We start from the raw sequence: 26,695 nt of genomic DNA, 5'->3' as shown, positions 1-26,695 counted from the left end.
TCTCTCCTTCGGTGTGGGATGGCTGTGGAGGGGAAAAGGGGTCAGGCGCGGCGCGCGGTCAGCGCCCCGGTGCGGATCACCGCGTCCTGGCCGGCGCGGGACTGGACGACGCCCTGGCCGAGCCGCTCGGCGTAGTCCTTGAAGTAGGCCAGCGCCGATTCCTCGATGTAGTCGAAGGCGAAGCGGTCGACCGGTTCGATCCCGGCATCGGCCAGCGACTTGGACGGGCAGCCGCCGATCTTGGCGACGAACACGGCGGTGCAGTCGTTGATCGCCGCCAGCACGCCGTCCAGCGTGTCGATGTCGCCGGAGCCGCCTTCGCAATACTGGTCGACGCGGCGATGGCCGACGAACTTGGCGCCGTCCGGGCCGACCTCGTAGATCTGGAATTCCTTGGCGTGGCCGAAATGCTCGTTGATGCGCTCGCCGCCCTTGGTGGCGACGGCGATCAGGATCGGATCGACACCGGCGCCGACGCTGTCGCGCACATCGGCTTGGGCGGCGGCCTTGGAGGCATGCCGGCCGGCGCGTTCGGCCTCGACATGGTCGCGGTAGCTGCGGCGGGCTTCGTCGTCATACTCGACGAAGCCCATCGCCTCGATCTTGTCGGCGGTGAACTCCTCGCCGCGATCCTCGCCCAGCAGGCCGACGGCGTCGGCGCGGCATTGGCGGCAATGGCGCATCAGCTTGGCTCCGCCCTCGCAGGCGTCCTGCACCAGCTTCAGCTCCTGCGCGGTCGGGCCGCGCTGGCCGTTCAGGCCGAAATAGGTTCCATGGGCGGGGTCAGAGATCAGCGGCATGATGTTGTGCAGGAAGGCGCCGCAGCTCTTCACCGCCTTGTTCACCTCCAGCAGGTGCTCGTCGTTGACCCCCGGGATCATGACGGAGTTCACCTTCACCAGGATGCCGCGCGAGGTCAGCATCTCCAGCCCCAGCATCTGCTGTTCATGGAGGATCTTGGCGGCGTCCAGCCCGGTCCAGCGTTTGTGCTTGTAGAAGATCCAGGGATAGATCCGCGCGCCGACCTCGGGATCGACCATGTTGATGGTGATGGTGACGTGGTCGATATTGTATTGGGCGATGGTGTCCACATGGTCGGGCAGGGCCAGGCCGTTGGTGGACAGGCAAAGCTTCAGGTCCGGCGCCTTCTTCTGCAACATTTCGAAGGTGGCGAAGGTGTTCTTGCCGGCGGCCGCCAGACTGTCGCCGGGGCCGGCGATGCCGATCACCGACAGTTGCGGAATTTCCTGGGCGACGGCGAGGATTTTCTTGAGCGCCTGGTCGGGGGTCAGCTTTTCGGAGACCACGCCCGGCCGGCTCTCGTTCGAGCAATCATATTTGCGGTTGCAGTAGTTGCATTGGATGTTGCAGGCCGGCGCGACCGCGACATGCATGCGGGCGAAATAATGATGCGCCTCTTCCGAATAGCAGGGATGGTTCTTCACCTTCTCCCACACCGCCGGGTCCATGTCGGCCGGACCATCCGACGATCCGCAGGACGACGACGAACAGCCGGACGCCGCCTCGGGTGCTGCCGGCATCACGGCGGGCGGGGCGAGTTCCCCAAGCCCGAAGATGCTGTCGAGCGATACCACGTTGCCCATCATCCACTCCTTCCCTGCCGTTCCCGACGACACCGTTGGATGAAGGGATGAAAAGCAAGTTCGGGGCCAGATGAAGGAATGACGTATTTACAATGGCTTGCGGAGGATTGTCGGCATCGCGGACGCTGTCGTCATTGTGACAATGGACGGTGCGGGGGAGGCGGGGGCAGGGGGCTTTGTCGGGGTGCCGACAAACGGCCGGTGATGTCGGCCGCTCAGGCCAGCTCGCCGCGGAAGGCGACGACATGGTCCTGGCTCTCGTCCAGCGCCTCCGCTCCGAAGCCGATCAGGCCGTCGCCGACCAGCTTGGTCGAATCGCGGCGCAGCACCACCGGCGGCGACCCGCCGCTGCGGATGAAGGTGCCGTTGGTGGAATGATCGGTCAAAAGGAAGCTTTCACGGGTGAAGTCGATCACCGCATGCTGGCGCGAGGTCTGGCGCGAGGCGATGCGCAGGCCGCTGCTGTCCTCGCGACCGATGGTGACACGGGGCAGCGCCCGGCTCAGCGTGATGTGCTGCCCGCGATAGGAGAGGTGCAGCGTCACCATCACGCCACCAGTCCCGGTCGGTAGGGAAAAGCCGAGCGTGGTGCTGTCGATGGCGTCGTCGCCCCCGTCGTCGCCGACCCGGATCTGGTGGACGCGGATCGGTGCCGCCTTGCCCTTCATGGTGACGTTGCTCAACGGCTTGGTCCGGGCGCGCAGGTCGGGCGACAGGCCATCCACCAGCGCCTGGGTCGCCAGGATCTCGTCCGGCCGGGCGATCTGCTGCACCCGCGCCGCCACGTTGCAGGCGTCGCCATACAGGTCGCCGATCCCTTCGATCACCGCGCCGAAATGGATGCCGATGCGCAGCCCCAGCCCGTGCTCGCCCTGGATGCCCATCATGGCGCAGGCGGTGCGGACGCTGTCGTCACAGGCCGGGAAGGCCGCCAGCAGACCGTCGCCCAGGCTTTTGATGACACCGCCGTGATGGTCCATCACCAGACGCCGCAGATGGGCCAGCACCCGTTGCGTCAGCGCCGCCGCGGTGGCGTTGCCGATGCGCTCGTACAGCATCGTGCTGTCGGCGATGTCGACGAACAGCAGAGCGAGGGGCTTTTCAAGCGAAGGCAAGACGCAAATCCGTTCGACCGGGGAACGCCATCGAACCGAAGGCCCGGTAAGGTAGCATGAAAGTCCGGCGGCGCGCGACGGCGGAGGGTATCCGCCGATATCCTCAGAACCTCTTGATCTCGATGTTGTACTTGCGGAGCGCGTAGCTCACCTGACGGGTCGTCATTCCCAGCAGGCGGGCGGCCTTGGCCTGGACCCAGCCGGTCCGCTCCATCGCCCAGACGAGGCGGTCGCGCAGCGGACCCGACTCCGGCTCGTCCAGCGGCAGGTCGGGGCCGGCGGCGACGGGCTGTGGCGCCGGTGCCGAGGGGACGGCCGGGGTGGCGACCGTGGTGGGCTGTGGGGCGGGCAGCGGAACGATCGCCGAGGGTGGCAGCGGTTTCGAGGCGCCGCAGACCGGCAGCGGCCCGGCGCCGCAGCCGGACGCGCAGGCGGGCCACTGTGCACCGCCGGGGGTTCCGTTGGCGGTTCCGTTGAAGGTTCCGTCGACCGTTCCCCCGGCGGCGCCATTGGCCGGGACGGGCATGGCTGGCGGAATGGTGGGCAACTGCGGGCGCGCCGGCGTTGGGCCCGGCTGCGCCGGATTGATCGCGGTGCCGCTCATCGACGGGGCCAGCCCGCCGACGGCGGCCCCCATGTTGCGGTACTGGAACAGCACGGAGGAATTGCAGAGATTCATACTACAGGACAGGTCGGGCACGCGGATGGTGCCGTTGCGGCACTGGGTCGCCGCGCGCTCGATGCAGTTCTCCAGCTCGCGCACATTGCCGGGCCAGGTGCAGCGGTTCAGCACCTCCAGCGCGTCATGGTCGATGTCCAGGTTCAGGCCGTTGTCGCGGCCGAACTTGGTGACGAAATGCTTGGCCAGCATGGCGATGTCGCCGCGCCGCTCGCGCAGCGGCGGCAGGTGGATCGTCACCACGTTGATGCGGAAATACAGGTCGGCGCGGAATTTGCCGTGGCCGACCGCCTCCTCCAGATTGAGGTTGGTGGCGCAGATCAGCCGCACGTCGGTCTTGATCGTCTTCGACCCGCCGACCCGTTCGAACTCCTGCTCCTGAAGCACGCGCAGCAGCTTGGCCTGGAAGTTGGAGGAGATGTCGCCGATCTCGTCCAGGAACAGCGTGCCGCCGGACGCCAGCTCGAAGCGGCCCTTGTGATCCTTCTGGGCGCCGGTGAAGGAGCCCTTCTCGTGCCCGAACAATTCCGATTCCAGCAGCGATTCGGGCAGGGCGGCGCAGTTGACCCGGATGAAGGGGGCGTCCTTGCGCGGCGACAGGTTGTGGATGGCCCGCGCGATCAGCTCCTTGCCGGTGCCGCTCTCGCCGCGGATCAGCACGGTGGACTTGAAGGGCGCCACCCGGTGCACCTGGGCCAGCACATCGACCATGTTGGGGCTGGTGCAGACCACGTCGTTGACCGGGGCCACCACCGGCCGCAGCTCCTTCTGGACGCGGAAGGTCTCGCGCATCATGAAGCGCCGCTCCTCCGCCACCGTCCGGTGCAGGCGCACGGTCTGGCCGATCAGGTTGGCGACCATGGTCAGGAAGCGGACGTCGGAGCCGAAATGGCCTCTCGGGCCGTCGTCGGAGATGCGGTCGATGGTCAGCACGCCGATCACCGCGCCGGCCGCCTTGATCGGCACGCCGACCAGCGAGGCCACCTGCTCGTCCAGATCATCACGCCCGCCCGAGCGGTTGTTGAACAGCGGTTCCTCGGCCAGATTGGGGACGACCGCCGGCATGCCGGTCTTCAGGATGCGGCCGCTGATGCCTTCGCCCTGGTTGTAGTCGATCTCCTGCGCCGGCGACCCCTTCGGCAGCCCCTGCGCGGCGACGAGCCGCAGCGCCCCATCCTCGCCTTGCAGGTAAACTCGGCCCCGGTGCATCTGCAACTGGTAGGACAGCGCCCGCAGGACCTCGCGCAGGGTCTGTTCCAGATCCAGCGACGAGCCCAGGATCTTGCTGACCTCGTAGATCGTCAGCAGCTCAAGGCTGGAGGATGACGCGGAATGGGCAGCACTCGGCATGATCGATCCCCTCGCTCGGCTGGGGACCCGGGCATATGCCGGACGGCTTGGTCCCGGCACTACGCATCAACGGGTCCCGGCGTCAGCGCCTTGATCCGTACCTCCCCCGTACCGTCGCGGCCGTTGGTCCGGCCGCCCTGTTCATGCCCTGTATTTGGAGCCCGTTGGCCGGGCCGGGCGCGGCGGCGAGTCCGTTCGTACGCCGCCGGCCGATCAAAAGTCTCGGCGACTGCTCGCGGAAAGGCAAGAGCTTTCGCATGGATTTCGCTGCGCCGCACAATGGTCTTGGCCGTTGGGGGAAAGCCAATCCACGTCTATAACGGATCAGCCAGTCGCGAAGAGGCGGTACGCCTTGCCCTCATGTTCCTCTGATCCCCGCATGCGCCATTTCGTCGCACCTTCGCCTTGTGACCCCGACCGGGCGGGGCCATGAGCGGCTTTGTCGACGGCATCCTGACCGGGCTGGCGGCGCTGGCGCTGGCGGTCGGTCTACCCGTCACGGCCGGCGGGCCGCCGCCGCTCGCCCATGGCTATGTCGAGGGGGAGTATCTGCGCATCGCCGCTCCCGGCGCCGGCATGCTGGAAAGCCTGTCGGTCGTCCGTGGCGGCCGTGTCGCGGCCGGTGCGCCCTTGTTCGCCGTCGACCGGGCCACCGCCCGGGCGGAGCGCGACCGGCTCGCCGCGGCGGCGGCCCAGGCGCGGGCCCAGCGCGCCGACCTCGCCACCGGCAAGCGGGCGGAGGAGGTCGCGGTGCTGATGGCGCAGAAGGCGCGGGCGGAGGCGGCGTTGCGCTATTCCACCGCGGAACTGAGCCGGCAGCGGGAACTGGTGGAGCGCAGGGTCTCTTCACCCGACAAGCTCGATCAGGCCCGCGCCGCCTTCGAGCGCGACCGTGGCCAGATGGCGGAGGCCGAGGCGCAACTGTCGGTCGCGGCCCTGCCGGCCCGTCCGGACCAACTGCGGGCCGCCGACGAGGCGGTCGCGCAGGCCGACGCGGCGCTGGTCCAGGCGGAGCGCCGGCTGGCCGATCTGGCGCCCGTCGCTCCCGTTGCGGCCCTGGTGGACGACACGCTCTACAATCCCGGCGAATGGGTGCCGGCCGGTTCCCCCGTCGTGTCGCTTCTGCCGCCGGAGCGGGTGAAGCTGGTGCTGTTCGTGCCGGAAACCGCCATTGCCGGCTTGGCGCCGGGAACTGCCCTGTCGGTGCGCTGTGACGGCTGTCCGTCCGGATTGTCGGCACGGGTCACGCGCATCGCCTCGCAGGCCGAATATACGCCGCCGGTGATCTACAGCGTCGGCAGCCGGGAAAAGCTGGTCTTCCGGGTGGAGGCGCTTCCCGACCGGCCGCTGAATCCAGGGGTGCCGGTGGATGCCTGGCCACCGGCCATTCCGCCGGCGGACGCCGTGCCGGCGGAGCGCGGACGATGACGATGGACCGGGTTCCCGCCGCCGGCGGGCCTGCCATCGACGTGCGGGGGCTGGTCAAGCGCTTCGGCGGCAAGACCGTGGTCGATGATGTGTCGATCCGGGTGGAGGCCGGTGAAATCTATGGTTTCCTCGGACCCAACGGGTCGGGCAAGACCACCACCATCCGCCTGTTGTGCGGCCTGCTGACTCCCGATGCCGGGGAGGGCACCTGTCTCGGCCTCGACATCCGGCGGCAGAGCGACGCGATCAAGCGGCAGGTCGGCTACATGACCCAGAAGTTCAGCTTCTGGGAGGATCTGAGCATCGCCGAGAATCTGGATTTCGTCGCCCGCATGTATGGCCTGCCCGACCGGCGGCGGCGGGTGGCCGAGGCGCTGGACCGGCTGGGGCTGTCCAAGCGGCGGTCGCAGTTGGCGGGGGAGTTGTCGGGCGGTTGGAAGCAGCGTCTGGCGCTGGCCGCCTGCATCCTGCATGAGCCCAAGCTGCTGTTGCTCGACGAGCCGACGGCGGGTGTCGACCCCAAGGCGCGGCGCGAATTCTGGGACGAGATCCACCGGCTGGCCGGCGAGGGACTGACGGTTCTGGTCAGCACCCATTACATGGACGAGGCGGAACGCTGCCACCGCATCGCCTACATCGCCTATGGGACGCTGATGACCCATGGAACGGTCGATCAGGTCATCGCCGCTTCAGGTCTGCACACCCGCCTTGTCACGGGTGAGGGCCTGCACCGCATCGCTGCGGCGCTGGAGGGGCGGCAGGGGGTCGAGATGGTCGCGGTCTTCGGCAGCCGCCTGCATGTCAGCGGCATCGACGCCGTCGCTCTGGACCGGGCGCTCGCTCCTTGGGACGGACAGCCGGTGCTGCGGATCACCGCGACGGATCCGACGCTGGAAGACGTCTTCATCCATCTGATGAACCGCAGCACCGACAATTTCCGCTGAGGACTTACTCGCTCTGGGCCGAGGTGACGCCGGTGTTCTTGTTCCACTTGAGCGTCAGCTTGGAGATCTGGCACAGGTTCAGGCCCTGCCAGACGGCCGATTCGCCGTCGTCATAAACGACCTTCATGTCCCACTTGCAGGTCTTGTCGGCCTTGCCGAAGGCGACCTCGAAATACTCGCCGTCGTTCAGAACGTCACGGCCGAGAATATCCTCGTCCCAGCTGTTGTTGTTGTTCTCGGAAACGTAGATGTGCTTGAGCGGATAGCCGGTCTTGTTCACGATGGTGAAGTCCTGCTGCCCGGCGAGCGCCGCGCCCTGCATCAGGAACAGCGAGGACGCGACCAGAAGGGCCTTGGTGGCGACGTTCTTCAAGATCATCTCCGTGAGGGGCAAATTGCTTCGTGGTGAAATCTGCGCATTGCAATCGAAAGGCGTCAACTGTGGAGTTACCCCAATATTTGATTACGACCCTGAAGCATTATTTCTTTCGTTTGCAAGAATAAGACCCGGCACGGGCGCCTTCGACACCGCGCCGCGCTTTCGACCTGTCCGGGTCGTCGCCGGGTCGGCCATCGCAAGCCGGCCCTGTCAAGCCGGCCCTGTCAAGCCGGTTGCAACAGGTCGATGGTCGCAATCGCTTGACGCGTCACGATCTTTGTCGCGGCGCACACAATGTGCTACATGATGGAAACCGGCTGACGAGGCCGGTCAAGAGCATGACCAAGTTCTGGACCGCGGCCGGTCCCGCCCGGGCGGTCCCAATCCAGGGGAAGGAACAACGCATGTCGGGTTTCAAGGACGCGCCGCCGGATGACCGGTCGGAACTGACGCCGGAGCAGGAAAGCGCCATCCGCATCGTCGCCAACAACCTGCATCGCCTGAACGACGCCGTCGTCAAGGCGGTCGAGGCCGGCGTGACGGTCGAGCTGATGCGCACCGCCCGCTATCACAACGAGACCGGCAACTGGGGCGACCAGCTCACCCCGGTGATCCGCCCCGGCAAGTGACCGTTTCCGGCCGCACCGGCCGGACGCTTGGCGAAAGGGCCGCATCCGCAGGACGGATGCGGCCTTTTTCGTATGCCGACAAAATTCCGGTGCAGACCGAAGACAGGGTGGCCGGCGGCGGTGGCGGCCACAAACTCCTTGGACATCACGCCATCGATGCGAGGCCCCCGCCATGCCGTCATGCGACCCCGACCGGCGCGCAGCCGCAACCTCCCCATCCAAATGCGACGACCGGGCACCGACTCCGGGAGAGCTGAATGCGATGTGGGCGCTGAACCGTCTGGAGCAGCCCACCTTCGATGATCTGACCCGCGGTTTGTGCCTTGGCCTGCTGTGGTGCATGGCGCTGTGGGCGCCGATGTTCGTCAGCGCCCTGACCTGATCGCGCCGCCTGGCGGGGCTGTCACCGCCTATGGGGCCGAGCTCGCCCGCGCCAGCGAGCGGATGCGTGCCGCCAACTGGTCGGGGGTGAAGGGCTTCGCCAGCACCGACGCGGTATCGGCCCCCATGGTGGCCAGCGACTCCGGGCTGTAGCCGGAGGCGAGCAGTACGCGCAAGTGCGGCCAATGCCCGCGGATGTGCCGGGCAAGGTCGATGCCGGAAACCCCGCCGGGCATGACGACGTCCGACACCACCAGATCGAACGCGCGGTCGGTCTCCAGCAGGGCCAGCGCCGAGACGCCGTCCTCGGCGGTCTCGACGGTGAACCCGTCCTCGGTCAAGCCTTCGACCATCGCCATCCGCACCAGCGGGTTGTCCTCGACCACCAGGATGCGCAGCGGGCGGAGGTCCGCCGCCGGTTCCGCCGGGGAGGCGGGCGGTTCGGCCGGCGGCTCGTCGCTCAGCGGCAGGTCGATGCGGACGCGGGTGCCCTCCCCAGGCCGGCTGTCGATGGCGGCGCCGCCCCCGGACTGGCGGGCGAAGCCATAGACCATCGACAGGCCGAGCCCGGTTCCCTTGCCCACACCCTTGGTGGTGAAGAAGGGGTCGAAGGCGCGGGCGATCACGTCGGGTCGCATGCCGGCGCCGGTGTCGGAAACCTCGATGCGGGCGCTGCGGGGTTCCGGCCCGGGCGCGGCGGCGATGCGGATGCGGCCGCCCCCTGGCATGGCGTCGCGGGCGTTCAGCACAAGGTTCAACACCGCCATTTCCAACTGGACCGGATCGACGGCGACCGCCATCGGTGCCGGGGCGATGTCCCAATCCAGGGCGATGTCGGCGCGGATGGAGCGTTCCAGCAGATCGGCCATCCGGCGCAGGCTGTCGCCGAGATCGACCACGGTCGGGTTGACGGCGTCCTGGCGGGAGAAGGATAACAGTTGCCGGGTCAGCTTCTCCGCCCGTTCCAGCGCGCCACGCGCCCCGGCCAGGAAGCGCTGCCCGTCGGCCGGCAGATGCCGGCCGAGCAGATGCAGGTTGGCCAGCGCGGCGGTCAGCAGATTGTTGAAGTCATGCGCCACGCCGCCGGTCAACTGGCCAAGCGCCTCCATCTTCTGGCTCTGGCGCAGCGCCTCCTCCAGCCTCTCGCGATTGCGCACCTCGTCCGCCCAGCGCTGGATCACTGCTCTTTCCGACGCGGCGCGGCCGTAGGCCAGCCAGGCGAGCAGAGCCAGCGCCAATGTCGCCGGCGCGACGAAGGCGGCGTCCAACGCCATGTTCCGCCACCAGGAGCGGGTGACCTGCGCCTGGTCCAGCCCATAGACGACATAGACCGGGAAGGCGCCGACCCGTTTGTAGGCGAAAACGCGGTCCAGCCCCTGCACATGGCTGTTGGCGGTGCGGAAGACCCCCTCGTCGGGCTGGCGGGTGATTTCGGCCCGCAGGCCGCGGTCGGCCGGCAGGGTGGGCAGCGTCAGGTTCGGCCGCTCCGGATCCAGGGCTGGAAAGCGCATCAGCATCGCGCCGTCATCGCGGATCAAGGCGACGGACTCCCCCTGGCCGCCGCTGACCTGCCGGTAGAAATTCGCGAAATAGTCGGGATTGACGATGGTGGCGATCATGCCGTCGAAGCTGTCGCCTGGACCTGTGCGGCGCCGGCTGATGCCGAAGCTGGGCTTGCCGGTGGCCGGATCGGCGAGCGGACCGGCGATCAGCAGACCGGATTCGCGCCGCCGCTGTTCGCGGAAGTCCGGCCGGTCGCCGACATAGCTGTTGTGGGCGGGGAAGAACAGGTTGGAATTGCGGACGATTCCGTCCGGATCGGTCAGCCCGATGGCGCCGATCTGTTCCAACTCGCCATCCAGCCTCTTCAGGTAGCGGTGCAGCGTCTCCGATTCGGCGATCTCGCGCCAGCCGAGACCCTGGATGCGTTCATCCACCCGGTCCAGAGCCTGGGCCATGGTGTCGAACACCTTCAGCATATGCTCGTGCAGGATCAGCGCGTTCTTGCGGCTGTTCCGTTCGGCTTCATCCTGCGCCTCCCACCGCTCGCGCCACCCCATGCCGGCGAACAGCACAAGGGGCAGGGCGACCGACACGGCCAGCAGCAAACGCAGGAGGCGCAGAGCCCCCTTGCGGTCGATCCGGCCATCGAGGCTGCGGAAAGGCATCAGCAAACGTCGCGGAGGAGAAGGGCCGTGTACGGCACCATGTGTGGCACCATGGCGGAAGCATTCGAGCTCGGGCAACTCCGACTTTGTGGCAGGGTCGGCGACCACATGGCGTAAGGACTATGCAGGGGGCAGGCTGGGGGCGGCCGGTCGAGGGGACGATCGGCGCCGCGCCATTGAGGCCTCACGGATCGCAGGCGCAGGCGCGGGGGAAGCGGCCTTCGGTCCAGCGCCTGCGGCGACGGGCGTCGGAGCCCCCGCCGGAACCACAATCGCAGCCATCGTCGACCGGACGCGGCAATCCGCAGGCCGCACCAAGCTGGTCCCGCAGGTTGTCTATGAGGGCGTTCGTCAGGATGGCGATGCCGGCGAAGAAGGGCTCCCGGCAGCGCGTGGCGACACTGCTACAGAAATCGGGAGCCCAACGCAGCAGATGACGGTCGAGGAAGCGGACGGCGTCGCTGTTGCGGCCCCGGTCGAGCAGGGCGGCGAGCAGCATCAGTTCCACGGCGATATGGTCGTTGGGCAGCAGGTGCAAGGGTGGGGCATCCAACTCCGCCTCCAGCCCGCTGCGCCAGCGCAGCAGGGAGGCGGAGGCGTCGGCCCGGGCCTTCTCCTCCAGCCAAGGCCCTTCGGTCGGGCAGGCGCGCAAAGCGCCGGTGCGGTGGATGGCGCTGAAATCGGCGACGAACGGCGCAAGACAGCGGCGGGTGATCCGTTCCGGCAGGTCGCTCACCACCTCGTCCACCAGGGCGGCGGCCTGCAGGGCATCGTCACGGTCGAGCGCCAGCGGACCCCGTCCGGCGGGGGTGCGGCGCAGTCTCTCCAGCAATGCCGGGGTGGGTTCAGCCGAATGGAACTCCGCGAGGAGGCGCACGCCCTGGATGGTTCCGGCCAGGTCCGGCTCGGTGGAGCCCGGTGCGGGGGTGTCCGTGATGAAGGATCCGTCCTGATGGGACGGTGGCAAGTCCATCTCTGGAACCGTGCTCTCCACGCTGTTCCTCCCGGCATTCGGACCGGATCGGACAGTTGCCGGAACCGGGCCGCATGGGAACGCTGCACGAATGCTGTCGGTCTTCTGGAGAACTCTCCGCAACGCGGCGTTCCGGAAGGCTTCCCGCTGGAACGTTTGCGCGATCCGCTGCGGGGTTCTACTACCAGAGGGGCGCGTGGTGGTCAATGTGGCCGATCGATCGGGGAGGGGCATAGGCCGGAGGTTGCCTTGCGACAAGATGTCCGGCCTTATGGCCCTATCCCCTTCAAGACAGGAGTCGCCGCCATGCCGCTTCCCCCGATCGAGCAGGCCGATGCCGCATCCGAGGTGTCGGCCGTCTATGACGACATCAAGACGACGCGCGGCGTTCCCGACGTCAATAACTTCTGGAAGATGATCGCTCACCACCCGCCGACCCTGGCGCGGACCTGGGAAAGCCTGAAGGAGGTGATGGCGCCCGGCGCCCTCGACCCGCTGGTGAAGGAGATGGTCTTCGTCGCGGTCAGCGTGACCAACAATTGCCAATACTGCATCCGCTCGCACGAGGCGGCGGCGCGCCGGCTGGGCATGACCGACGCGCAGTTCGGCGAACTGATGGCGGTGGTGGGCATGGCGAACGAGACCAACCGGCTGGCCGTCGGCTATCAGGTCGAACTGGACGAGCGGCTGAAGTGATGCGGCTGACGTGATCCTGGTCAGGCGGCGCGTCGCAGCGGCGGCGCCTGCTTTTTTTCCTCCAGGCGACGATGCGGCAGGCCGTTGACCAGATCGCTGCGGACGGTGAAATGCGCCAGGCTGCGGCCGTCGTCCAACTCCTCGCTGGAGATGCGTTCCACCCGCACCTCGACGTCCCAGCCGATCCTGGCCCAGGCGGTGCGGATGCGGCGGGCCAGCTCGCGGGCGCCGCGCTCGCTGAAGCTGTCCAGGCGGCCGGCCGACGGGCCGGGGTGGAAGCGGGGGTAGGGCTGGTGCATGGCGTGCCTCCTTGGTCGTCCGCGGAAGCCGGGACCATCCGGTCGTCCGCTGAACAAGGAATAGTCCATTTTGGATTATCCTAGCCACACAAAACCGATGCCGAAACGGTATGGGATGCGATCGCTTCGGACGGAATTGTCCGAAGCGTGAATCGCACGGAAAATCACAAAGCTGGAGTCAGGGCTCCTGCAACCCGACCACGGTGTGGAGCGTGTCGAGCTCTTCGAGCGCCACGGAGAATTCACGCTCGGCCGGCCGGTATTCCCGCAGGATCACGGAGTCGCTGGCGCGGCGCACGAACTCCTTCACCAGAACCGCCTTGTTGCGCTTGACCACCACCACCCCGGCTCCCGGCGCCGGCGGCTTGTGCGGGTTGACGTGCAGAAGCTGGGCCGGGCGGAAGCGCGGCATCATCGATTCGCCGACCACATACATGGCGTAGGGATCGCGGGCGTTCTTCAGGTAGTCGGGACGGGCGATCCAGTCGATCGGACCATCCTCCAGGAACATTTCCTGGTCGCCGCCACCGCGTGCCGCCGCGCGGACCGGCATCGATGCGGCGGCCTGAGCCTGCTGGGCCGGGGTCGTGCGGAGCAGTGGCGGCAGCGCCGGCCGGGCGGGGCGCGTGGGAGCCGGGGCCGCCGGCACGTCGAGGCCAAGCAGAACCGCCGGTTCAATGCCCAGAGGGCCCGCGAGCTTGACCGCCCAATCGACGGTCATCTTGCGCTGGCCGGTCTCCAGCTTGTTGATCTGTGGCTGGGAGGTGCCGGCCAGATCGGCCAGCTTCTCCTGGCTCAGTCCGGCGGCCTGCCGCAGTTCGCGCATGGTGGTCATGGACCCGTTCATACCAAAACGGCTTTGGAAAGTCCATTGTTCCGGAATAAATCCGGTTGCGCGCACAAGCCCTTTCGGTTTAAACCATTGCGGTATGACGCTCGATGACTGGCTCGCCCGGACCGCAACCAAGGAAGAGGCCTTCGCCGCCCTGATCGGGACGAGCCAGGCCACGGTCAACCGTTACCGGCATGGCCGCCGGGTTCCCCGCCCGGCCGTGATGGCGCGTATCGCCGCCGCCACCGGCGGGCAGGTGACGGCCAATGACTTCCACGGGCTGCCGGCGCAGAGGTAGGGGGCATGCTCGACAAAGCGCGGCCAGCAAAAAGGCCCTTCCCATCGGGAAAGGGCCTTTTTTCCGGGAAGCTGCCGCCGTTACGCGAACAGGCTCGACACCGAACGTTCCTCGCTGATGCGCATGATGGCTTCGGCGAGCAGCGGGGCGATGGTCAACTGGCGGATGTTGCGGGACACGCGCACCGCCTCGGTCGCCTGGATGCTGTCGGTGGTGACAAGCTGCTCCAGCGGCGACACGGCGACGCGGGCGACCGCACCGCCGGACAGCACGCCATGGGTGCAGAAGGCGTGGACCGACTTGGCGCCGGCCTCCATCAGCGCGACGGCGGCATTGCACAGGGTACCGCCCGAATCGACGATGTCGTCCAGCAGGATGCAGCGTCGGCCGTTGGCGTCGCCGATGATGTTCATCACCTCCGACACGCCGGCGCGCTCGCGACGCTTGTCGATGATGGCGAGATCGGCATCCAGCCGCTTGGCCAGCGCGCGGGCGCGCACCACGCCGCCGACGTCCGGCGACACGATGGTCACCTCGTCGATCCTCTCGAAGGACTGGCGGATGTCCTTCTCGAAGACCGGGGCGGCCATCAGGTTGTCGGTGGGGATGTCGAAGAAGCCCTGGATCTGACCCGCATGCAGGTCCATCGTCAGTACCCGGTTGGCGCCGGCCTGGGTGATCAGGTTGGCGACCAGCTTGGCCGAGATCGGCGTGCGCGGGCCGGTCTTGCGATCCTGCCGGGCATAGCCGTAATAGGGAATGACCGCCGTGATGCGCCGGGCCGATCCGCGCCGAAGGGCGTCGATCGTCACCAGCAGTTCCATCAGGTTGTCGTTGGCCGGAGCCGAGGTCGACTGGACGACGAACACGTCCTCGCCGCGCACGTTCTCCAGGATCTCGACGAACACCTCCATGTCGGAGAAACGGCGCACGCTCGCTTTCGTCAGCGGCACGCCGAGACAGGTGGAGATCGCCTCGGCCAGCGGACGGTTGCTGTTGCCGGCAAGCACCTTCATCGGGGTCGGCTCTCTTTGCAGGGAAACGGCTCAAGGCACGTTCGCCGCTTGCGCGCCGGCGCCCCTTGAAAACGGGGCGGACCATAACAAAGGGTCGGGTCCGTGTAAACGTTCCATGACGGTCAGGCCTTTCCCCATTGGGGAATGCCGCCCCCGCGCGGGCGGCATGACGATTGGCCGGCATGATCATCGTCCGGCATGGCCATCGATAAAGCGAGCGCTCGCTCGCTCGGGCTCAGCTTTGCAGGACGATGGCCGAAAGGCCGCGCCCGTAATCCGCTTCTCCCCGCAGGCGGGAGCGGCGGTAGCTGAAGAAGCGGTCCTCCTCCGCCACCGTGTCGTTGGGGCAGCGCTGGATCACGCTGACGCCGGCATCGCCCAGCCGGCGGGTGACATAGGCGGCCAGATCGAACAGGAAATGGCCGGGCTTGCGGGCGGGGGCGAAATAATCGCGGTTGCGGGCATCCTCCTCCTCGAAGGGGGCGGGGAATTCCGGCCCGACCTCGTAGGAGCGCTGGGCGATGCAGGGGCCGATGCAGGCGACGATCCGGTTCGGCTTGGCCCCCAGCTCGACCATGCGGGCGACGGTCGCCTCGATGACGCCGCCTTTGGCTCCTTTCCAGCCGGCATGGGCGGCGCCGATCACCCGCGCCTTGCTGTCGGCGAACAGGACGGGCGCGCAGTCGGCGGTCAGGATGCCCAGCGCGATGCCGGGCTGCCGGGTCGCCATGGCGTCGGCCTTCGGTGCCGTCTCCGGCGTCCAGGGCTCCTCGACCACCACGCAGGTCGGGCTGTGGTGCTGGTAGCAGGTGATGAGGTTGCCGGGCGGCACCTCCATCCGGGCCGCGGCGCGGGCGCGGTTCTCATGCACCGCCGCGGTGGAGTCGTTGGAGCCAAGCCCGCAGTTGAGCGACGCGTAGAGCCCGGTGGACACCCCGCCGGTGCGGGTGAAAAAAGCGTGGCGGATGTGGGTGATATCGTTCAGCGCGCCGAGTGTGATCACGAACGCCGTCCTTCCCTGTTCTGTGGTCTCCCCCATGCCCGGCCGGGGGCGCCCGGCAAGGCAGGAGGGCGAAGCGCCGTCCGCCGGGATTGTTCTTGCGGCGGTTGCGGTGCGGTGTCTCCAACCGGCTTGTGCGCCCCGGTCAGAAGCCCGCCGGCGGGGTGGCGTCGGCGAAGGCTCCCGGTGTGGCGAGCGCGACCAGTTTGAACAGCCTGCCCATTTGCGCCGGATCGATCAAGCGGTCGAGTGCTGCGCCGATGTCCCGCGCCTGGGCCGGGCTGGCCTTCGCCGCGAGGGCGGAGGCGCGTTGGCGGATGCCCAGCCGGGTCAGCCAGTCCCCCTGCTCGACCGGGCCGAAGGGCTGGGCGCCGCCTTCGCGCGCCGCCACGGCGATGGTGGCGAAATCGACATGGGCGGTCAGGTCGGCCTCGCCCGGCGCCTCCAGCACCGGGGCGTAGGCGTGGCGGCGCATGGCCTGCAAGCTGTCGCCCACCGCCGGACCGCGGCCGTAGCCATAGTCGATCACCAGTGCTGCACCGGGGGCGGCGGCCAGCCGGGCGCCGATCAGCCGCGCCACCGCCTGCGAGGCCGGGGAGACCTCGACCACGCAGCCCTCCGGGGCGTCGCGCAGGCTGTCCGGCACCAGCCGGTTGCCGGAGCTACCGAAGGCCTCCAGCACGAAGCGGAAGCGCGGATCGTCCTCCAGGCTGTCGGGATCGACATCGACCAGCCGCTCGAACCAGCCATGGTTGGTCTTCTGCACCTGGCGGATCGGCAGGGCGTCGAAGAACTCGTTGGCGATCAGGATGGTCGGGCCGTCCGGCACATCCTCCAGCCGGTCATGCCAGCGGACGGCCTCGCCCAGGATGGGGCGCAGCGTCTCGCGCTGGCGCTCGCGCAGGGCCGGGCTGGTCTCCACCAGATGGATTGTGGCGCTGTCGCGGAACAGCGGTAGCACCGCCGCCGCCCGCAGCACATCGGCCATCAGCGTGCCGCGGCCGGGGCCGAGCTCGACCAGATGGAAGGGACCGGGGCCGCCGAGCCGCGCCCAGCTGTCGACGCACCAGAGTCCGACCAGCTCGCCGAACATCTGGCTGATTTCCGGCGCGGTGGTGAAGTCGCCGCCGCTGCCGAACGGGTCGCGCCGCATGTAATAGCCGAAGCGCGGATGGCCCAGCGCCTCCGCCATGAAGGTGGCGACGCTGATCGGGCCGTCCATCAGGATGCGGCGGGCCAGCAGGCGGGCCAGCGACTCTCCCCCGGCACTCTCGTCCGCCATGATGTCAGGCCGGGATGGCATGGCGCCGGCCGCGCAGGACCAGCCACAGGCCGATGGCCAGCATCGGCAGCGACAGCAGTTGCCCCATCGTCGCGCCGGCGAACAGGAAGCCGAGCTGCGGGTCGGGCTCGCGGAAGAACTCCACGGTGATGCGGGCCAGGCCGTAGCCGATCAGGAACAGGCCGCCGACCGTGCCGGGCCGGTTGCGCAGCGCCGGGGTGCGGATGGCGACCGCCAGCAGGAGGAACAGGACGACGCCCTCCAGCGCCGCTTCGTAAAGCTGGCTGGGATGGCGCGGCACCTGCAACGGGTCGCGCGGGAACACCATGGCATAGGCGAAGTCCGGGGCCGGGCGGCCATAGAGTTCGCCATTGATGAAGTTGGCGATGCGGCCGAAGAACAGCCCGATCGGCGCGCAGGCGGAGATGATGTCGCCGAAGACGAAGGGCGAGATGCCGCGACGCCAGCAGAACAGCGCGATCGCCGTCAGCACGCCGGCCATGCCGCCATGGAAGGACATGCCGCCATGCCAGACCTGGAGCGCGTCCAGCGGATTTTCCAGATAATAGGGCAGGTTGTAGAACAGCACATAGCCGAGCCGCCCGCCCAGGATGGTGCCGATCACCGCCCAGGTCAGGAAGTCGTCGAACTCCTCGGGGTTCGGCCGCCGGCCGGGATCGAGCCGGGCCAGCCCCATGCAGTAGCGCCAGCCCAGCACGAAGCCGGCCAGATAGGCCAGCGCGTACCAGCGGACGACCACGGGACCTAAGGGGAAGGCGACCGGATCGATGATGGGAAAGGCGACGACTGGCAAGGTGGCGAGCATGGGGGCTCCGGTCAGCGATACGGGTCGGGCTGCGACAGGAAATCCTGCACATAGCGCCGGACGCCCTCCTCCAGCTCGGTGAAGGGCTGGTCGAATCCGGCGGCGCGCAGGCGATCCGTCGTCGCCTGCGTGAAATACTGGTATTTGCCGCGCAGATGCTCCGGCATGTCGAAATACTCGATCCGCGGGGGCAGCCCCAGCGCGGCGAAGGTCGCCAGCGCCAGATCCTTGAAGCTGCGGGCCTTGCCGGTGCCGACATTGAACAGGCCGCTGACCGCGGGATGGTCGTACAGCCACAGCATCACCGCGACGCAATCGTCGACATGGATGAAGTCGCGCAGCTGGCCGCCATCCTCGAAGCCGTCCTTGTGCGACTTGAACAGGCGCGCCGGCTGGCCGGCGGTCAACTGCGGATGCAGCTTGGCGACCACGCTCATCATGTCGCCCTTGTGGGCTTCATTGGGGCCGTAGACGTTGAAGAATTTCAGCCCGGCCCATTGCGGCGGCAGCAGGTCGCCGGTGGCGGCGGCGCGGGCGATGCGGCGGTCGACCAGATGCTTGGACCAGCCATAGGCGTTCAGCGGCCGCAGCCGCGCCAGCCCGTCGCAGGAACCATCATCGTCGAAACCGGCCGAGCCGTCGCCATAGGTGGCGGCGGAGGAGGCGTAGATCAGCCGGCAGCCGCGCCAGGAACACCAGCGCCAAAGCTCGAGAGTCAGCGCCACATTGTTGGCGACGATCTTGTCGACGTCCCGCTCGGTGGTGGCGGAGATGGCGCCGAGATGGAAGATCGCGTCGATCTCGGCGGCATGCTGGTCGAGGAAAGCGAGCGTCTGCTCGGGCGGCACCAGCGTCGCCACCTCGCGCTTGGCGAGGTTCTGCCATTTCTCGCCGTCACGGAAGCGGTCGATCACCGCCACGTCGGTGATGCCACGCGCGGCGAGCGCCGCGACAAGATTGGACCCGATGAAGCCGGCCCCGCCGGTGACCACGATCATAGCGCTGTCCGCTGTTGCTCGACGCGTTTCGTGGGACTTATAGGCGGGCGGGGCGGGCGGGGCAAGGTTGGGGGCGTGCGGGCCGCCGGTTGCCGCCACCTAACCTCCCCCGCCCAGCGGGGGAGGGTCAGGGTGGGGGTATCGTCAGCCTGCCCCTTACCGCGCCGCGCGGTTGGCGGCGCTCACCAGCGCCCGCAGCGAGGCGGTGACGATGTCGGCGTCGATGCCGACGCCGAACAGGGTGCGGTCGCCGGTCTTCACCTCGACATAGGCGCAGGCCTGGGCGTCCTCGCCGGATCCGATGGCGTGCTCGCGGTAGTCGACGACATGCAGGTCGGTACCGCAGCCCTGGCGCAGCGCGTCCAGGAAGGCGTCGATCGGGCCGTTGCCCTTGCCCTTGGTGGTGACGATCTCGCCGTTGTGGCGCATCACCACGCTCATGGCACGGGCGCCGGAGTTCGGGCCGCGCGGCTCGGTCGAATGCTCGACCAGTTCCAAGGGGCTGTCGGCGTCCAGATATTCGGCCTTGAAGGCGGCATGGATGTTGGCGGGCGACAGCTCCTTGCCGGTCTCGTCGGCGACGCGCTGCACCACCTTGGAGAATTCGATCTGCAACCGGCGCGGGATCTGCAAGCCGTAGTCCTTCTCCAGCACATAGGCGATGCCGCCCTTGCCGGACTGGCTGTTGATGCGGATCACCGCCTCATAGCTGCGGCCCAGATCCTGCGGGTCGATCGGCAGATAGGGGACCTCCCACTTGCCGGTGTTGGACTTGGTCAGCGCCTTCAGGCCCTTGTTGATGGCGTCCTGGTGCGAGCCGGAGAAGGCGGTGAACACCAGCTCGCCGGCATAGGGATGGCGCGGATGCACCGGCAGCTGGGTGCAGTATTCGGAGACGCGGACGATCTCGTTGATGTCGTCGATGTTCAGTTCCGGGTCGACGCCCTGGGTGAACATGTTCAGCGCCAGCGTGACGACATCGACGTTGCCGGTGCGCTCGCCATTGCCGAACAGGGTGCCCTCGACGCGGTCGGCGCCGGCCAGCAGGCCCAGCTCGGCGGCGGCGACGCCGGTGCCGCGGTCGTTGTGCGGGTGCAGCGAGATGATCGCCGACTGGCGGTTCTTCAGGTTGGCGCAGAACCATTCGATCTGGTCGGCATGCACGTTGGGCATCGACATCTCGACGGTGGCCGGCAGGTTCAGGATGACCTTGTTGGTGGGCGAGGCGCCCCAGGTCTCCATCACCGCCTCGCAGATCTCGACGGCGAAGTCCAACTCGGTGCCGGTGAAGCTCTCCGGCGAATATTGCAGGACGATCTCGGTCTCCGGCGTCTCGTCCGCCAGTCGCCGGATCAGCTTGGTGCCGGCGACGGCGATGTCGATGATGCCCTGGCGGTCCAGACCGAAGACGACGCGGCGCTGCAACTCCGAGGTGGAGTTGTACAGGTGGACGATGGCGCGCTTGGCGCCCTTGATGCCCTCGAAGGTGCGGCGGATCAGTTCCTCACGCGACTGGGTCAGCACCTGGATGGTGACGCCGTCCGGGATCTTGCCCTCGTCGATCACCTCGCGGCAGAAATCGAAATCGGTCTGCGAGGCGGCGGGGAAGCCGACCTCGATCTCCTTGAAGCCCATGCGCAGCAGCAGGTCGAACATCGCGCGCTTGCGGTCCTGACCCATCGGCTCGATCAGCGCCTGGTTGCCGTCGCGCAAATCGACCGAGCACCAGATCGGCGCCTTGTCCAGGGTGCGGGACGGCCATTGGCGGTTGGCCAGCGTCACCTGGGGGAAGGGGGCGTATTTGGACGGGGACTTCGGCAGGGTCGGGATATTGGTGCTCATGGCGTCGTTCGGCTCCAGTGGCGGCCCCGTGTCCGGTCTTCTTGAACGGACGGGGCGGCGGATCGAAAATTTGAAAGGGGGGGCCGGCGAGGGGTACGGCCGCGGAGCCGCCGGATGTGGCTCAGCGACCGTCGGTAAGTCGCAGTCCCGGCCCCTGCCGGGCGACGCCGAGACCGGCGCCTTTGCAAACATCGCTCATGGAACAGACACTTCGACCGATGGACGGGGAGTGAGAACGCGACAAGCCCGGACGCTTACAGCGCCGGGCCGAGAAGTCGAAGAAGGGCGTTCTTGCGGTCGATCGTGGTCATGGCCGGCACTGTGCGCAGGTGCGGCAGGACTGTCAAGCCCGGATTGGCGGAAAACGGACTGCGGGAGGCGCCAACGATCGTCGTCCCGTCCGCTCTCGTCCGTCTTCCGGCGCGGCTCAGCCCCAGATCAGGTGGTAGAGCGTCGGCAGCAGCAGCGCCGTCGCCAGCCCGTTCAGCCCCATGCCCAACCCGGCGAAGGCGCCGGCCACCTCGTTGACCTGCAAGGCGCGGGCGGTGCCGATGCCGTGGGCTGCCACCCCCATGCCGAAGCCGCGGGCGCGCCAGTCCTTCACCCCTACCAGATTCAGCACCCAGCTGCCGAGACTGGCGGCGACGATGCCGGTGATGATGACGAACACCGCCGTCAGCGACGGCAGGCCGCCGATCTGTTCCGACACGCCCATGGCGATGGGGGAGGTGACCGATTTCGGTGCGATCGACAGCAGCGTCACACTCGATCCGCCGAGCGCCCAGGCCAGCGCCACGGCGCTCAGCGCCGCGGCCGTCGATCCGACCAGCAACGCCACCACGAGCGCCAGCGCCGTGCGGCGGATCTCCTCGAACTGGTTGTAGAGCGGGACCGCCAGCGCCACGGTGGCCGGGCCCAGCAGGAAATGGACGAACTGCGCGCCGTCGAAATAGGTACGGTAATCAATGCCCGACAGGCTCAGCACGACGGCGATCAGAACGACCGCGATCAGCACCGGATTGAACAGCGGGCGCCGCCCCAGCCTTTCGAAGATCCACAGTCCGGCCTGATAGGCGACGAGGGTCAGCGTCAGCCCGGCCAGCGGACTGGCCGACAGATAAACCCAGATCTGGTGCAGATCGGCGCTCATGCCCGGCCTCCCTTCCCCTGTGCTCCGTCCGCCGGTTCCTCCTCCAGCCGCGGGTCGGTCCGGCTCAGCAGGAAGGCCATCAGCTTCGCCGTCACCGCGATGCCGATCAGCGTGCTGCCGCACAGCGCGACGATGATCGGCAGCGCCTCCGTCTCAAGCCGGCCGACATGGACCATCACGCCGACGCCGGCCGGCACGAACAACAGGGAGAGATGACGCAGCAGCCCGCTGGCGGTCTCCTCGACGGCCGTCGGCACGCCGCCGCGCAGCAGCAGCCCGCCGAACAACAGCAGCATGCCCAGCACCGGGCCGGGGACCGGCAGGTGAAGCAGACGGGCGGCCAGTTCACCGGCCAATTGGCAGAAGAGCAGAAGAGTCAGGGTTCCGAGCATCGCGGACTCCGGTGGAGGGGGCGCCGTGTCCCCCTTCTACCGCAGCCGCGAAATCACCGGGCTGCGTTCCGCGAATGCGAGCGTCGCGAATCGGCCATGAGGTTGGCCGGTGACAAGACTGTTGGCTGCGAAGCCTATCGGACGAGCAAAGGGCGTTACTGCAACTTGCTGCGGACATGCTGCCCGCGGCGGACGATGGATTGCGCTTCCACCGTCACCTCCTTCTTGCCGAACAGGCGCAGGAAGATGGCGTTGACGGAGGCATGGGCGCTGACCGTCAGCGTGCCGGCCGCCGCATCCTCGGCGATCGTCAGGGGCGACAGGTGCGATCCCAGGAAGCCGTTGGGGAAGGCCTTGTCGAAGAAGCTGCGGATATGGCCATCGCGTTGCGAATCGAACATCACGCGCCCGCCGGCCAACGCGGCGGCATCGACCGCCTGCGACAGACGCGCCTCCACCGCGTAACTGCGCAGGGCATCGACCGTGCAGCCGGCACCCAACGCGGTTGGAATGGCAAGGATCAGGGCGGCCACCAGAAGCAGGTGGCGGCCTGTCCGCCGGTCTTCGTGCCCGCCATATGGCAGGGGACGATAGACCAAAGTCATTGCCGGCCTCCCAAGCAATTTCCTATGCGGAAAGGAGTGTTTTCATTGGATGTGTTACTCTTAGCACCATCCGACAAGCAGGCAAACCAGGAAATGCAGCAAAGACACAGCAAAACGCAGATCGCAGTTTGCTATGTATTTTACGCAAAGGCGGTAATCCAAATTCGCGCGCAGGGCAACAATGGGTAAGGCCATGACGGGCGCGCAGCCCGCGCCGTTTCGACTTTGAGACCCCAAGCATCGATGGTGCGGACAGGACAGAATTGGAACAATCGATCGCGTCCGCAGGCAACCCGCCGGTCCTCCCGGTCTCGGCCATGTCCTGGCGGTGATCATGGCATGATGAGCACGCGCGCCGCTTCTCCGTTTCCTTTCAGCCCGCTAGAGTCGGGATGCAACGACGGGGAGGCGGCCCGATGAGGGGCGGCGTTTGGCGCGTGGTGATGCTGGGCCTGGCGGTGGCTGCCGCCGCGCTGGTCTTTCTGGGCGTGGAGATCACGCAGCTGGCGGCGGAGGATCGCACCGCCTTCACCCGCGGTCTGGCGATCTGCGGACTCGGCCTGTTGGCGGTCTGGTTTGTCTTTTCCCGCCTGTCGCGCCATTTTCGCGACCTCGACCGGTTGTCCGACCGGTTGTCGGGCGTCCGCGGCCGGATCGATCTCGAGCCCTTGTCCGGCGGGCGCGGCGGCGAGTTGGCGCGTCTGGCCGAGGCGGCGAGCCGGGCCCGAGGTGGCGAAGGCGGACCGGGTGACGGGTTGCTGGCGAGCGGCCCCTTCGGCGGCGCACGCGTGGATCGGGCATTGCGGGCGGCTCTGGCGTTCGCCGATGATCCCCTGCTGCTTCTCGATGAACAGGGGCGGGTGGAGCAGTTGAACCCCGCCGCCGCCCGGCTGCTGGCGGTGGAGGAGGGGAGCGATATCGGGAAGGCTCTGGTTCGGGACGATCTGGCCCGGGCCATGGAACGGGCGCGCGGCGCCGCCGCCCCGATCTCCGCCATGCTGCGCCGCACGGAAGAGGGCGAGCTGTCGGCGCGGCTCGCCGATCTCGGTCTGGGCGCCGGGGTGATCCTGTCCTTTCCCGCCCGCGGCATGGCCCATGCCGCCGGGCTCAGCGGCAAGCGCACGCTCAGCCTGCGTCCGGCCCAATCCGCCGCCGCGCTCGGCGATGAGGAGCCGCTGGCGGCGCTGCCCTTCGTCTCGCTGTGGGTGGCGACGGCGGGAACGGAGCCTGACAGCGGCCCGGTGATCGCGGTCGGCACCTTGCGGCTGGTGGGCGCGCGCATCTTCCGCACCGTGTCGCTCGCCCTTCTGATCGACCCCATCGATCCGGTTCCGCCCGAGGCGACGGCCCGCCATGGCATCGGCACCGCCATGGTTGCCGGCGAACGGCCCTTCGCCGCCGTCTGGCCGGCGATCCGGGACGCCCTGCACAACTGCATCGCCGTCGGAGTCGGCATCGATGCCGCGCTCGCCGCTCTGGCCCGTTCAGCGGCACAGGCGGGCATCGCCGATCCGGACCTGCCGTCCGGACTGGATCTTGGCGCCCTTGCCGGAGCCCTGGACCCGGCGTTGGCCGGCGCCCCGCCCGAAAGGCTGGCCGAGTCGTTCGGCCTGCCGCGGCACCGGCACACCGGTCCCCAAGGGCAGGCGCTTGCCCAGGCCGAGCTTGCCGTGGCGTTGCTGTCCCGTCTGACGGCGCGCGGGGTGGTCACCCAGGGGCAGGTGCGGGCGCTGATCGCCGGTGCGGGCGTGCCGCCCGCCGTTACGAAGCCTCCACCGGCATGATGCCGTCAAGCTGAAGGCGATGACCCGAAAACGAAAAGGCCGCCAGGAAGGCGGCCTTGTTCATTCGAAGCACAGCTCAGTGTCGGACAAGACTTACTTGATCTTGGCTTCCTTGAACTCGACGTGCTTGCGCGCCACCGGGTCGTACTTGCGGAACGACAGCTTCTCGGTGGTCTTCTTGGGGTTCTTCTTCTTCACGTAGAAGAAACCGGTGTCAGCCGTGCTCACCAGCTTGATGAGGACGGTGTTCTGCTTGGCCATGATCTCGATCCCGACAAAAAATCCGTGCCCCGCCGGCCCGGCGGGGCGGCGTCGTAGCGGCGGAAAATACCGTCTGACGCCGCAATGTCAAGCGTTATGGGCGGTGAAATCGGCATCCCATGGCGATCGCCACAGGATGCCCGCCCGAATCCCGCTCAGCGCTCCGCCACCGTGTTGACCAGGGCGGTGGCGACCGCGCGCTGGTAGAGCGCCGGCTCGGCCAGCAGCCGCATGGCCACCTTCAGGTCCAGCTCCGGCTCATGTTCCTTCCAGGGGCAGGCTTCGCGCAGGGCGCTCAGCGCCTTTTCGTCGTCGGCCGCCTTGGACCGCCAACTGGCGATCTGCGCCGGGCGCAGCCGCCCCTCGCGCAGGTCGGACAGCAGGGCGTCCGGATCGGTCTGGCCGGCGCGGCTGGTGCAGACGGTGGGCTGGACGCCCTGGCGGTGCAGGGTATAGCCGGCCGGGGTGTAGATGCGGCTCCAGGTCAGAAACAGTTCGCCGTCGTTCGGCAGCCGGTTGACCGTCTGGACGCTGCCCTTGCCGTAGCTGGACGCCCCCACCACGACCGCGCGGCCCGAGTCCTGCAACGCCGCCGCCACCACTTCCGCCGAGGAGGCGGAGCGGCCGTCGACCAGGACCACGAGCGGCAGCCCGTCGAGCAGATCGTCGTTGTTGGCGTCGAAGCGCTGCCGGCTGTCCGGGTTGCGCCCTTCGGTGGAGAGGATCCGGCCGCGGCGGATGAACAGGTCGGCGACCGCCACCGCCTGGTCCAGCAGCCCGCCCGGATTGCCGCGCAGGTCGAGGACCATCCCTTGCAGGGTCGGGCCGGTCGCCTGCCGGATGGCGGTGATCGCCGATCGCAGGCTGGAGGCGGTGGTGGCGTTGAAGCGGTCGAGCTTGACGATGCCGACGTCGCCCGCCATCGAGTAGGTCACGGTGGTCGGCACCACCCGTTCGCGGCGCAGCGGCAGCCGCCGGGGCGCGCCGGCGTCGCGGGCGACGGTCAGGGTGACCAGCGTGCCGCTTGGACCGCGCAGGCGGTCGCGCATGTCGGCGGCGCTCATCCTCACGGTCAGGTCGCCGTCGATCGCCAGCAACTGGTCGCCGTCGATGATGCCGGCGCGCTCGGCCGGGCTGTGCGGCATGACGTCATGCACGGTGACGCGGCCATTGGGCAGGCTGTCCAGGGAAAGGCCGACGCCGCCATAGCCCTCGCGCTGCGCGCGTTCGTTGCTCGCGCGCTGGACGCCGGTGTAGCGGGAATAGCCGTCGAGATCGGCGGTGACGCCGTCGAACACCACCTGATACAACCGCTCCGGCGTCGCCTTCGCCAGGACCGGGGAGTAGGCGCGGGCGCGGTCGATGATGCGGGTGGTCAGAACCGCCCAGCCGCCGGCGTCGCCGTCCGCCGGAGTGCCGTATTCCGCGGCCAGCGCACCCGACACGTAGAGGCGGATGGTGCTGCCGGCATGTTCGACCGTTACCGACGGGTCGATGCCGTTCAAGCCCTTCAGCCCGTCCATCCCCAGACGGTTGAAGGACACCGTTTCGATATAGACCTCGGCGATCTTGGCGAAGCCGACCGCGAAGACCTGCTCGCTCACCGTCGGCGCCGCGACCCCTCCGCCCTGCGACGGCGCGGCGAGCGCGCCGGTGGCGAGAAAGGCGGTGGCGAGAAGGGCCGCGGTCGAAAGCTGAATGGCCAGACGGCGGAGCGGGCGGCGCGTCATGCCTGAGATCGCCCGGATCCGGAAAGGAGGCAGT

25 protein-coding genes are annotated in these 26,695 nt (G+C 68.1%); 6 read left to right on the top strand and 19 right to left on the bottom strand.

The window, feature by feature from the left end:
* Positions 1-41: 41 nt before the first annotated feature.
* The 3 genes from nifB to nifA all read right to left on the bottom strand — a co-directional run bounded on the left by nifB (position 42) and on the right by nifA (position 4,748).
* On the bottom strand, positions 42-1,607 hold the full coding sequence (nifB, locus tag AZL_RS11960) for a nitrogenase cofactor biosynthesis protein NifB (RefSeq protein WP_012974812.1): 1,566 nt from the start codon (positions 1,605-1,607) through the stop codon (positions 42-44).
* Between the two features lie 212 nt (positions 1,608-1,819).
* Positions 1,820-2,719, bottom strand: coding sequence for an adenylate/guanylate cyclase domain-containing protein (locus AZL_RS11955; protein ID WP_247894199.1), 900 nt, complete (start codon positions 2,717-2,719; stop codon positions 1,820-1,822).
* A gap of 103 nt (positions 2,720-2,822) precedes the next feature.
* Positions 2,823-4,748 (bottom strand): nif-specific transcriptional activator NifA, encoded by a 1,926-nt coding sequence (gene nifA / locus AZL_RS11950; RefSeq protein ID WP_012974810.1) that lies wholly within the window; start codon positions 4,746-4,748, stop codon positions 2,823-2,825.
* Between the two features lie 429 nt (positions 4,749-5,177).
* Between nifA and AZL_RS11945 the strand changes: the two genes are divergently transcribed.
* Together AZL_RS11945 and AZL_RS11940 are read left to right on the top strand one after the other, a co-directional pair.
* Positions 5,178-6,176, top strand: a complete 999-nt coding sequence (locus tag AZL_RS11945; RefSeq protein WP_012974809.1) for an HlyD family secretion protein — start codon at positions 5,178-5,180, stop codon at positions 6,174-6,176.
* A complete protein-coding gene (locus AZL_RS11940; protein ID WP_012974808.1) occupies positions 6,173-7,120 on the top strand; it encodes an ABC transporter ATP-binding protein in 948 nt (315 codons plus the stop codon). Before AZL_RS11945 ends, AZL_RS11940 begins: the two co-directional genes overlap by 4 nt.
* Positions 7,121-7,124: 4 nt before the next feature.
* On the opposite strand, the gene AZL_RS11935 is transcribed toward AZL_RS11940, so the two are convergent.
* Positions 7,125-7,499, bottom strand: a complete 375-nt coding sequence (locus AZL_RS11935; RefSeq protein WP_012974807.1) for a hypothetical protein — start codon at positions 7,497-7,499, stop codon at positions 7,125-7,127.
* A 404-nt stretch (positions 7,500-7,903) separates the two neighbouring features.
* Here AZL_RS11935 and AZL_RS11930 point away from each other — a divergent pair, with 404 nt between their 5' ends.
* On the top strand, positions 7,904-8,128 hold the full coding sequence (locus AZL_RS11930) for an SMc00767 family acetate metabolism repressor (RefSeq protein WP_042443767.1): 225 nt from the start codon (positions 7,904-7,906) through the stop codon (positions 8,126-8,128).
* 410 nt (positions 8,129-8,538) lie between these two features.
* Here the strand turns inward: AZL_RS11930 and AZL_RS11925 are convergent, their stop codons facing one another.
* Positions 8,539-10,677: an ATP-binding protein gene (locus AZL_RS11925; protein WP_148219299.1), complete on the bottom strand. Its 2,139-nt coding sequence runs from the start codon at positions 10,675-10,677 to the stop codon at positions 8,539-8,541.
* 184 nt (positions 10,678-10,861) lie between these two features.
* Positions 10,862-11,650 (bottom strand): TorD/DmsD family molecular chaperone, encoded by a 789-nt coding sequence (locus AZL_RS11920; RefSeq protein ID WP_042443060.1) that lies wholly within the window; start codon positions 11,648-11,650, stop codon positions 10,862-10,864.
* A 306-nt stretch (positions 11,651-11,956) separates the two neighbouring features.
* Here AZL_RS11920 and AZL_RS11915 point away from each other — a divergent pair, with 306 nt between their 5' ends.
* Positions 11,957-12,346, top strand: a complete 390-nt coding sequence (locus AZL_RS11915) for a carboxymuconolactone decarboxylase family protein (RefSeq protein WP_012974803.1) — start codon at positions 11,957-11,959, stop codon at positions 12,344-12,346.
* A 20-nt stretch (positions 12,347-12,366) separates the two neighbouring features.
* Here AZL_RS11915 and AZL_RS11910 read toward each other — a convergent pair whose 3' ends face one another.
* Both AZL_RS11910 and AZL_RS11905 read right to left on the bottom strand, forming a co-directional pair.
* Positions 12,367-12,645 (bottom strand): hypothetical protein, encoded by a 279-nt coding sequence (locus AZL_RS11910; protein WP_042443057.1) that lies wholly within the window; start codon positions 12,643-12,645, stop codon positions 12,367-12,369.
* A gap of 178 nt (positions 12,646-12,823) precedes the next feature.
* A complete protein-coding gene (locus AZL_RS11905; RefSeq protein ID WP_148219298.1) occupies positions 12,824-13,480 on the bottom strand; it encodes an XRE family transcriptional regulator in 657 nt (218 codons plus the stop codon).
* A gap of 94 nt (positions 13,481-13,574) precedes the next feature.
* Here AZL_RS11905 and AZL_RS11900 point away from each other — a divergent pair, with 94 nt between their 5' ends.
* Complete coding sequence (locus tag AZL_RS11900; RefSeq protein ID WP_012974801.1) at positions 13,575-13,775, top strand: helix-turn-helix domain-containing protein; 201 nt, start codon at positions 13,575-13,577, stop codon at positions 13,773-13,775.
* Positions 13,776-13,855: 80 nt separating this feature from the next.
* Here the strand turns inward: AZL_RS11900 and AZL_RS11895 are convergent, their stop codons facing one another.
* From AZL_RS11895 to AZL_RS11855, 9 genes are all read right to left on the bottom strand, one after another.
* Entirely contained in the window at positions 13,856-14,791 is a 936-nt protein-coding gene (locus AZL_RS11895; protein ID WP_012974800.1) for a ribose-phosphate pyrophosphokinase, read from the bottom strand.
* 235 nt (positions 14,792-15,026) lie between these two features.
* On the bottom strand, positions 15,027-15,794 hold the full coding sequence (gene pgeF, locus AZL_RS11890) for a peptidoglycan editing factor PgeF (protein WP_012974799.1): 768 nt from the start codon (positions 15,792-15,794) through the stop codon (positions 15,027-15,029).
* A 142-nt stretch (positions 15,795-15,936) separates the two neighbouring features.
* Positions 15,937-17,094 (bottom strand): class I SAM-dependent methyltransferase, encoded by a 1,158-nt coding sequence (locus AZL_RS11885; RefSeq protein WP_012974798.1) that lies wholly within the window; start codon positions 17,092-17,094, stop codon positions 15,937-15,939.
* Positions 17,078-17,899, bottom strand: coding sequence for a prolipoprotein diacylglyceryl transferase (gene lgt, locus AZL_RS11880; RefSeq protein WP_012974797.1), 822 nt, complete (start codon positions 17,897-17,899; stop codon positions 17,078-17,080). Before lgt ends, AZL_RS11885 begins: the two co-directional genes overlap by 17 nt.
* 11 nt (positions 17,900-17,910) lie before the next feature.
* A complete protein-coding gene (gene rfaD, locus AZL_RS11875; RefSeq protein WP_012974796.1) occupies positions 17,911-18,897 on the bottom strand; it encodes an ADP-glyceromanno-heptose 6-epimerase in 987 nt (328 codons plus the stop codon).
* Positions 18,898-19,053: 156 nt separating this feature from the next.
* Complete coding sequence (leuA, locus tag AZL_RS11870) at positions 19,054-20,739, bottom strand: 2-isopropylmalate synthase (protein WP_012974795.1); 1,686 nt, start codon at positions 20,737-20,739, stop codon at positions 19,054-19,056.
* A 427-nt stretch (positions 20,740-21,166) separates the two neighbouring features.
* The gene (locus tag AZL_RS11865) at positions 21,167-21,889 is read right to left on the bottom strand and encodes an LrgB family protein (RefSeq protein ID WP_012974794.1); all 723 of its coding nucleotides are present in this window, start codon (positions 21,887-21,889) and stop codon (positions 21,167-21,169) included.
* Positions 21,886-22,281 carry a CidA/LrgA family protein gene (locus tag AZL_RS11860; protein WP_012974793.1) on the bottom strand — a complete coding sequence of 132 codons (396 nt, stop codon included), beginning with the start codon at positions 22,279-22,281 and terminating at the stop codon, positions 21,886-21,888. Before AZL_RS11860 ends, AZL_RS11865 begins: the two co-directional genes overlap by 4 nt.
* Positions 22,282-22,436: 155 nt before the next feature.
* Entirely contained in the window at positions 22,437-22,886 is a 450-nt protein-coding gene (locus tag AZL_RS11855; protein ID WP_012974792.1) for a hypothetical protein, read from the bottom strand.
* 416 nt (positions 22,887-23,302) lie between these two features.
* Between AZL_RS11855 and AZL_RS11850 the strand changes: the two genes are divergently transcribed.
* Entirely contained in the window at positions 23,303-24,670 is a 1,368-nt protein-coding gene (locus AZL_RS11850; RefSeq protein WP_148219297.1) for a PAS domain-containing protein, read from the top strand.
* Positions 24,671-24,763: 93 nt separating this feature from the next.
* On the opposite strand, the gene rpmG is transcribed toward AZL_RS11850, so the two are convergent.
* A complete protein-coding gene (gene rpmG / locus AZL_RS11845; RefSeq protein ID WP_012974790.1) occupies positions 24,764-24,931 on the bottom strand; it encodes a 50S ribosomal protein L33 in 168 nt (55 codons plus the stop codon).
* Between the two features lie 155 nt (positions 24,932-25,086).
* Positions 25,087-26,661 (bottom strand): S41 family peptidase, encoded by a 1,575-nt coding sequence (locus AZL_RS11840; protein WP_012974789.1) that lies wholly within the window; start codon positions 26,659-26,661, stop codon positions 25,087-25,089.
* Positions 26,662-26,695 lie beyond the last annotated feature (34 nt).

The organism is Azospirillum sp. B510 (assembly GCF_000010725.1).
In the GTDB taxonomy this organism is placed as follows: Bacteria; Pseudomonadota; Alphaproteobacteria; order Azospirillales; family Azospirillaceae; genus Azospirillum; species Azospirillum lipoferum_B.
Note: the sequence above shows the minus strand (reverse complement) of the source record. Positions and strands in the feature narration are given on the sequence as shown.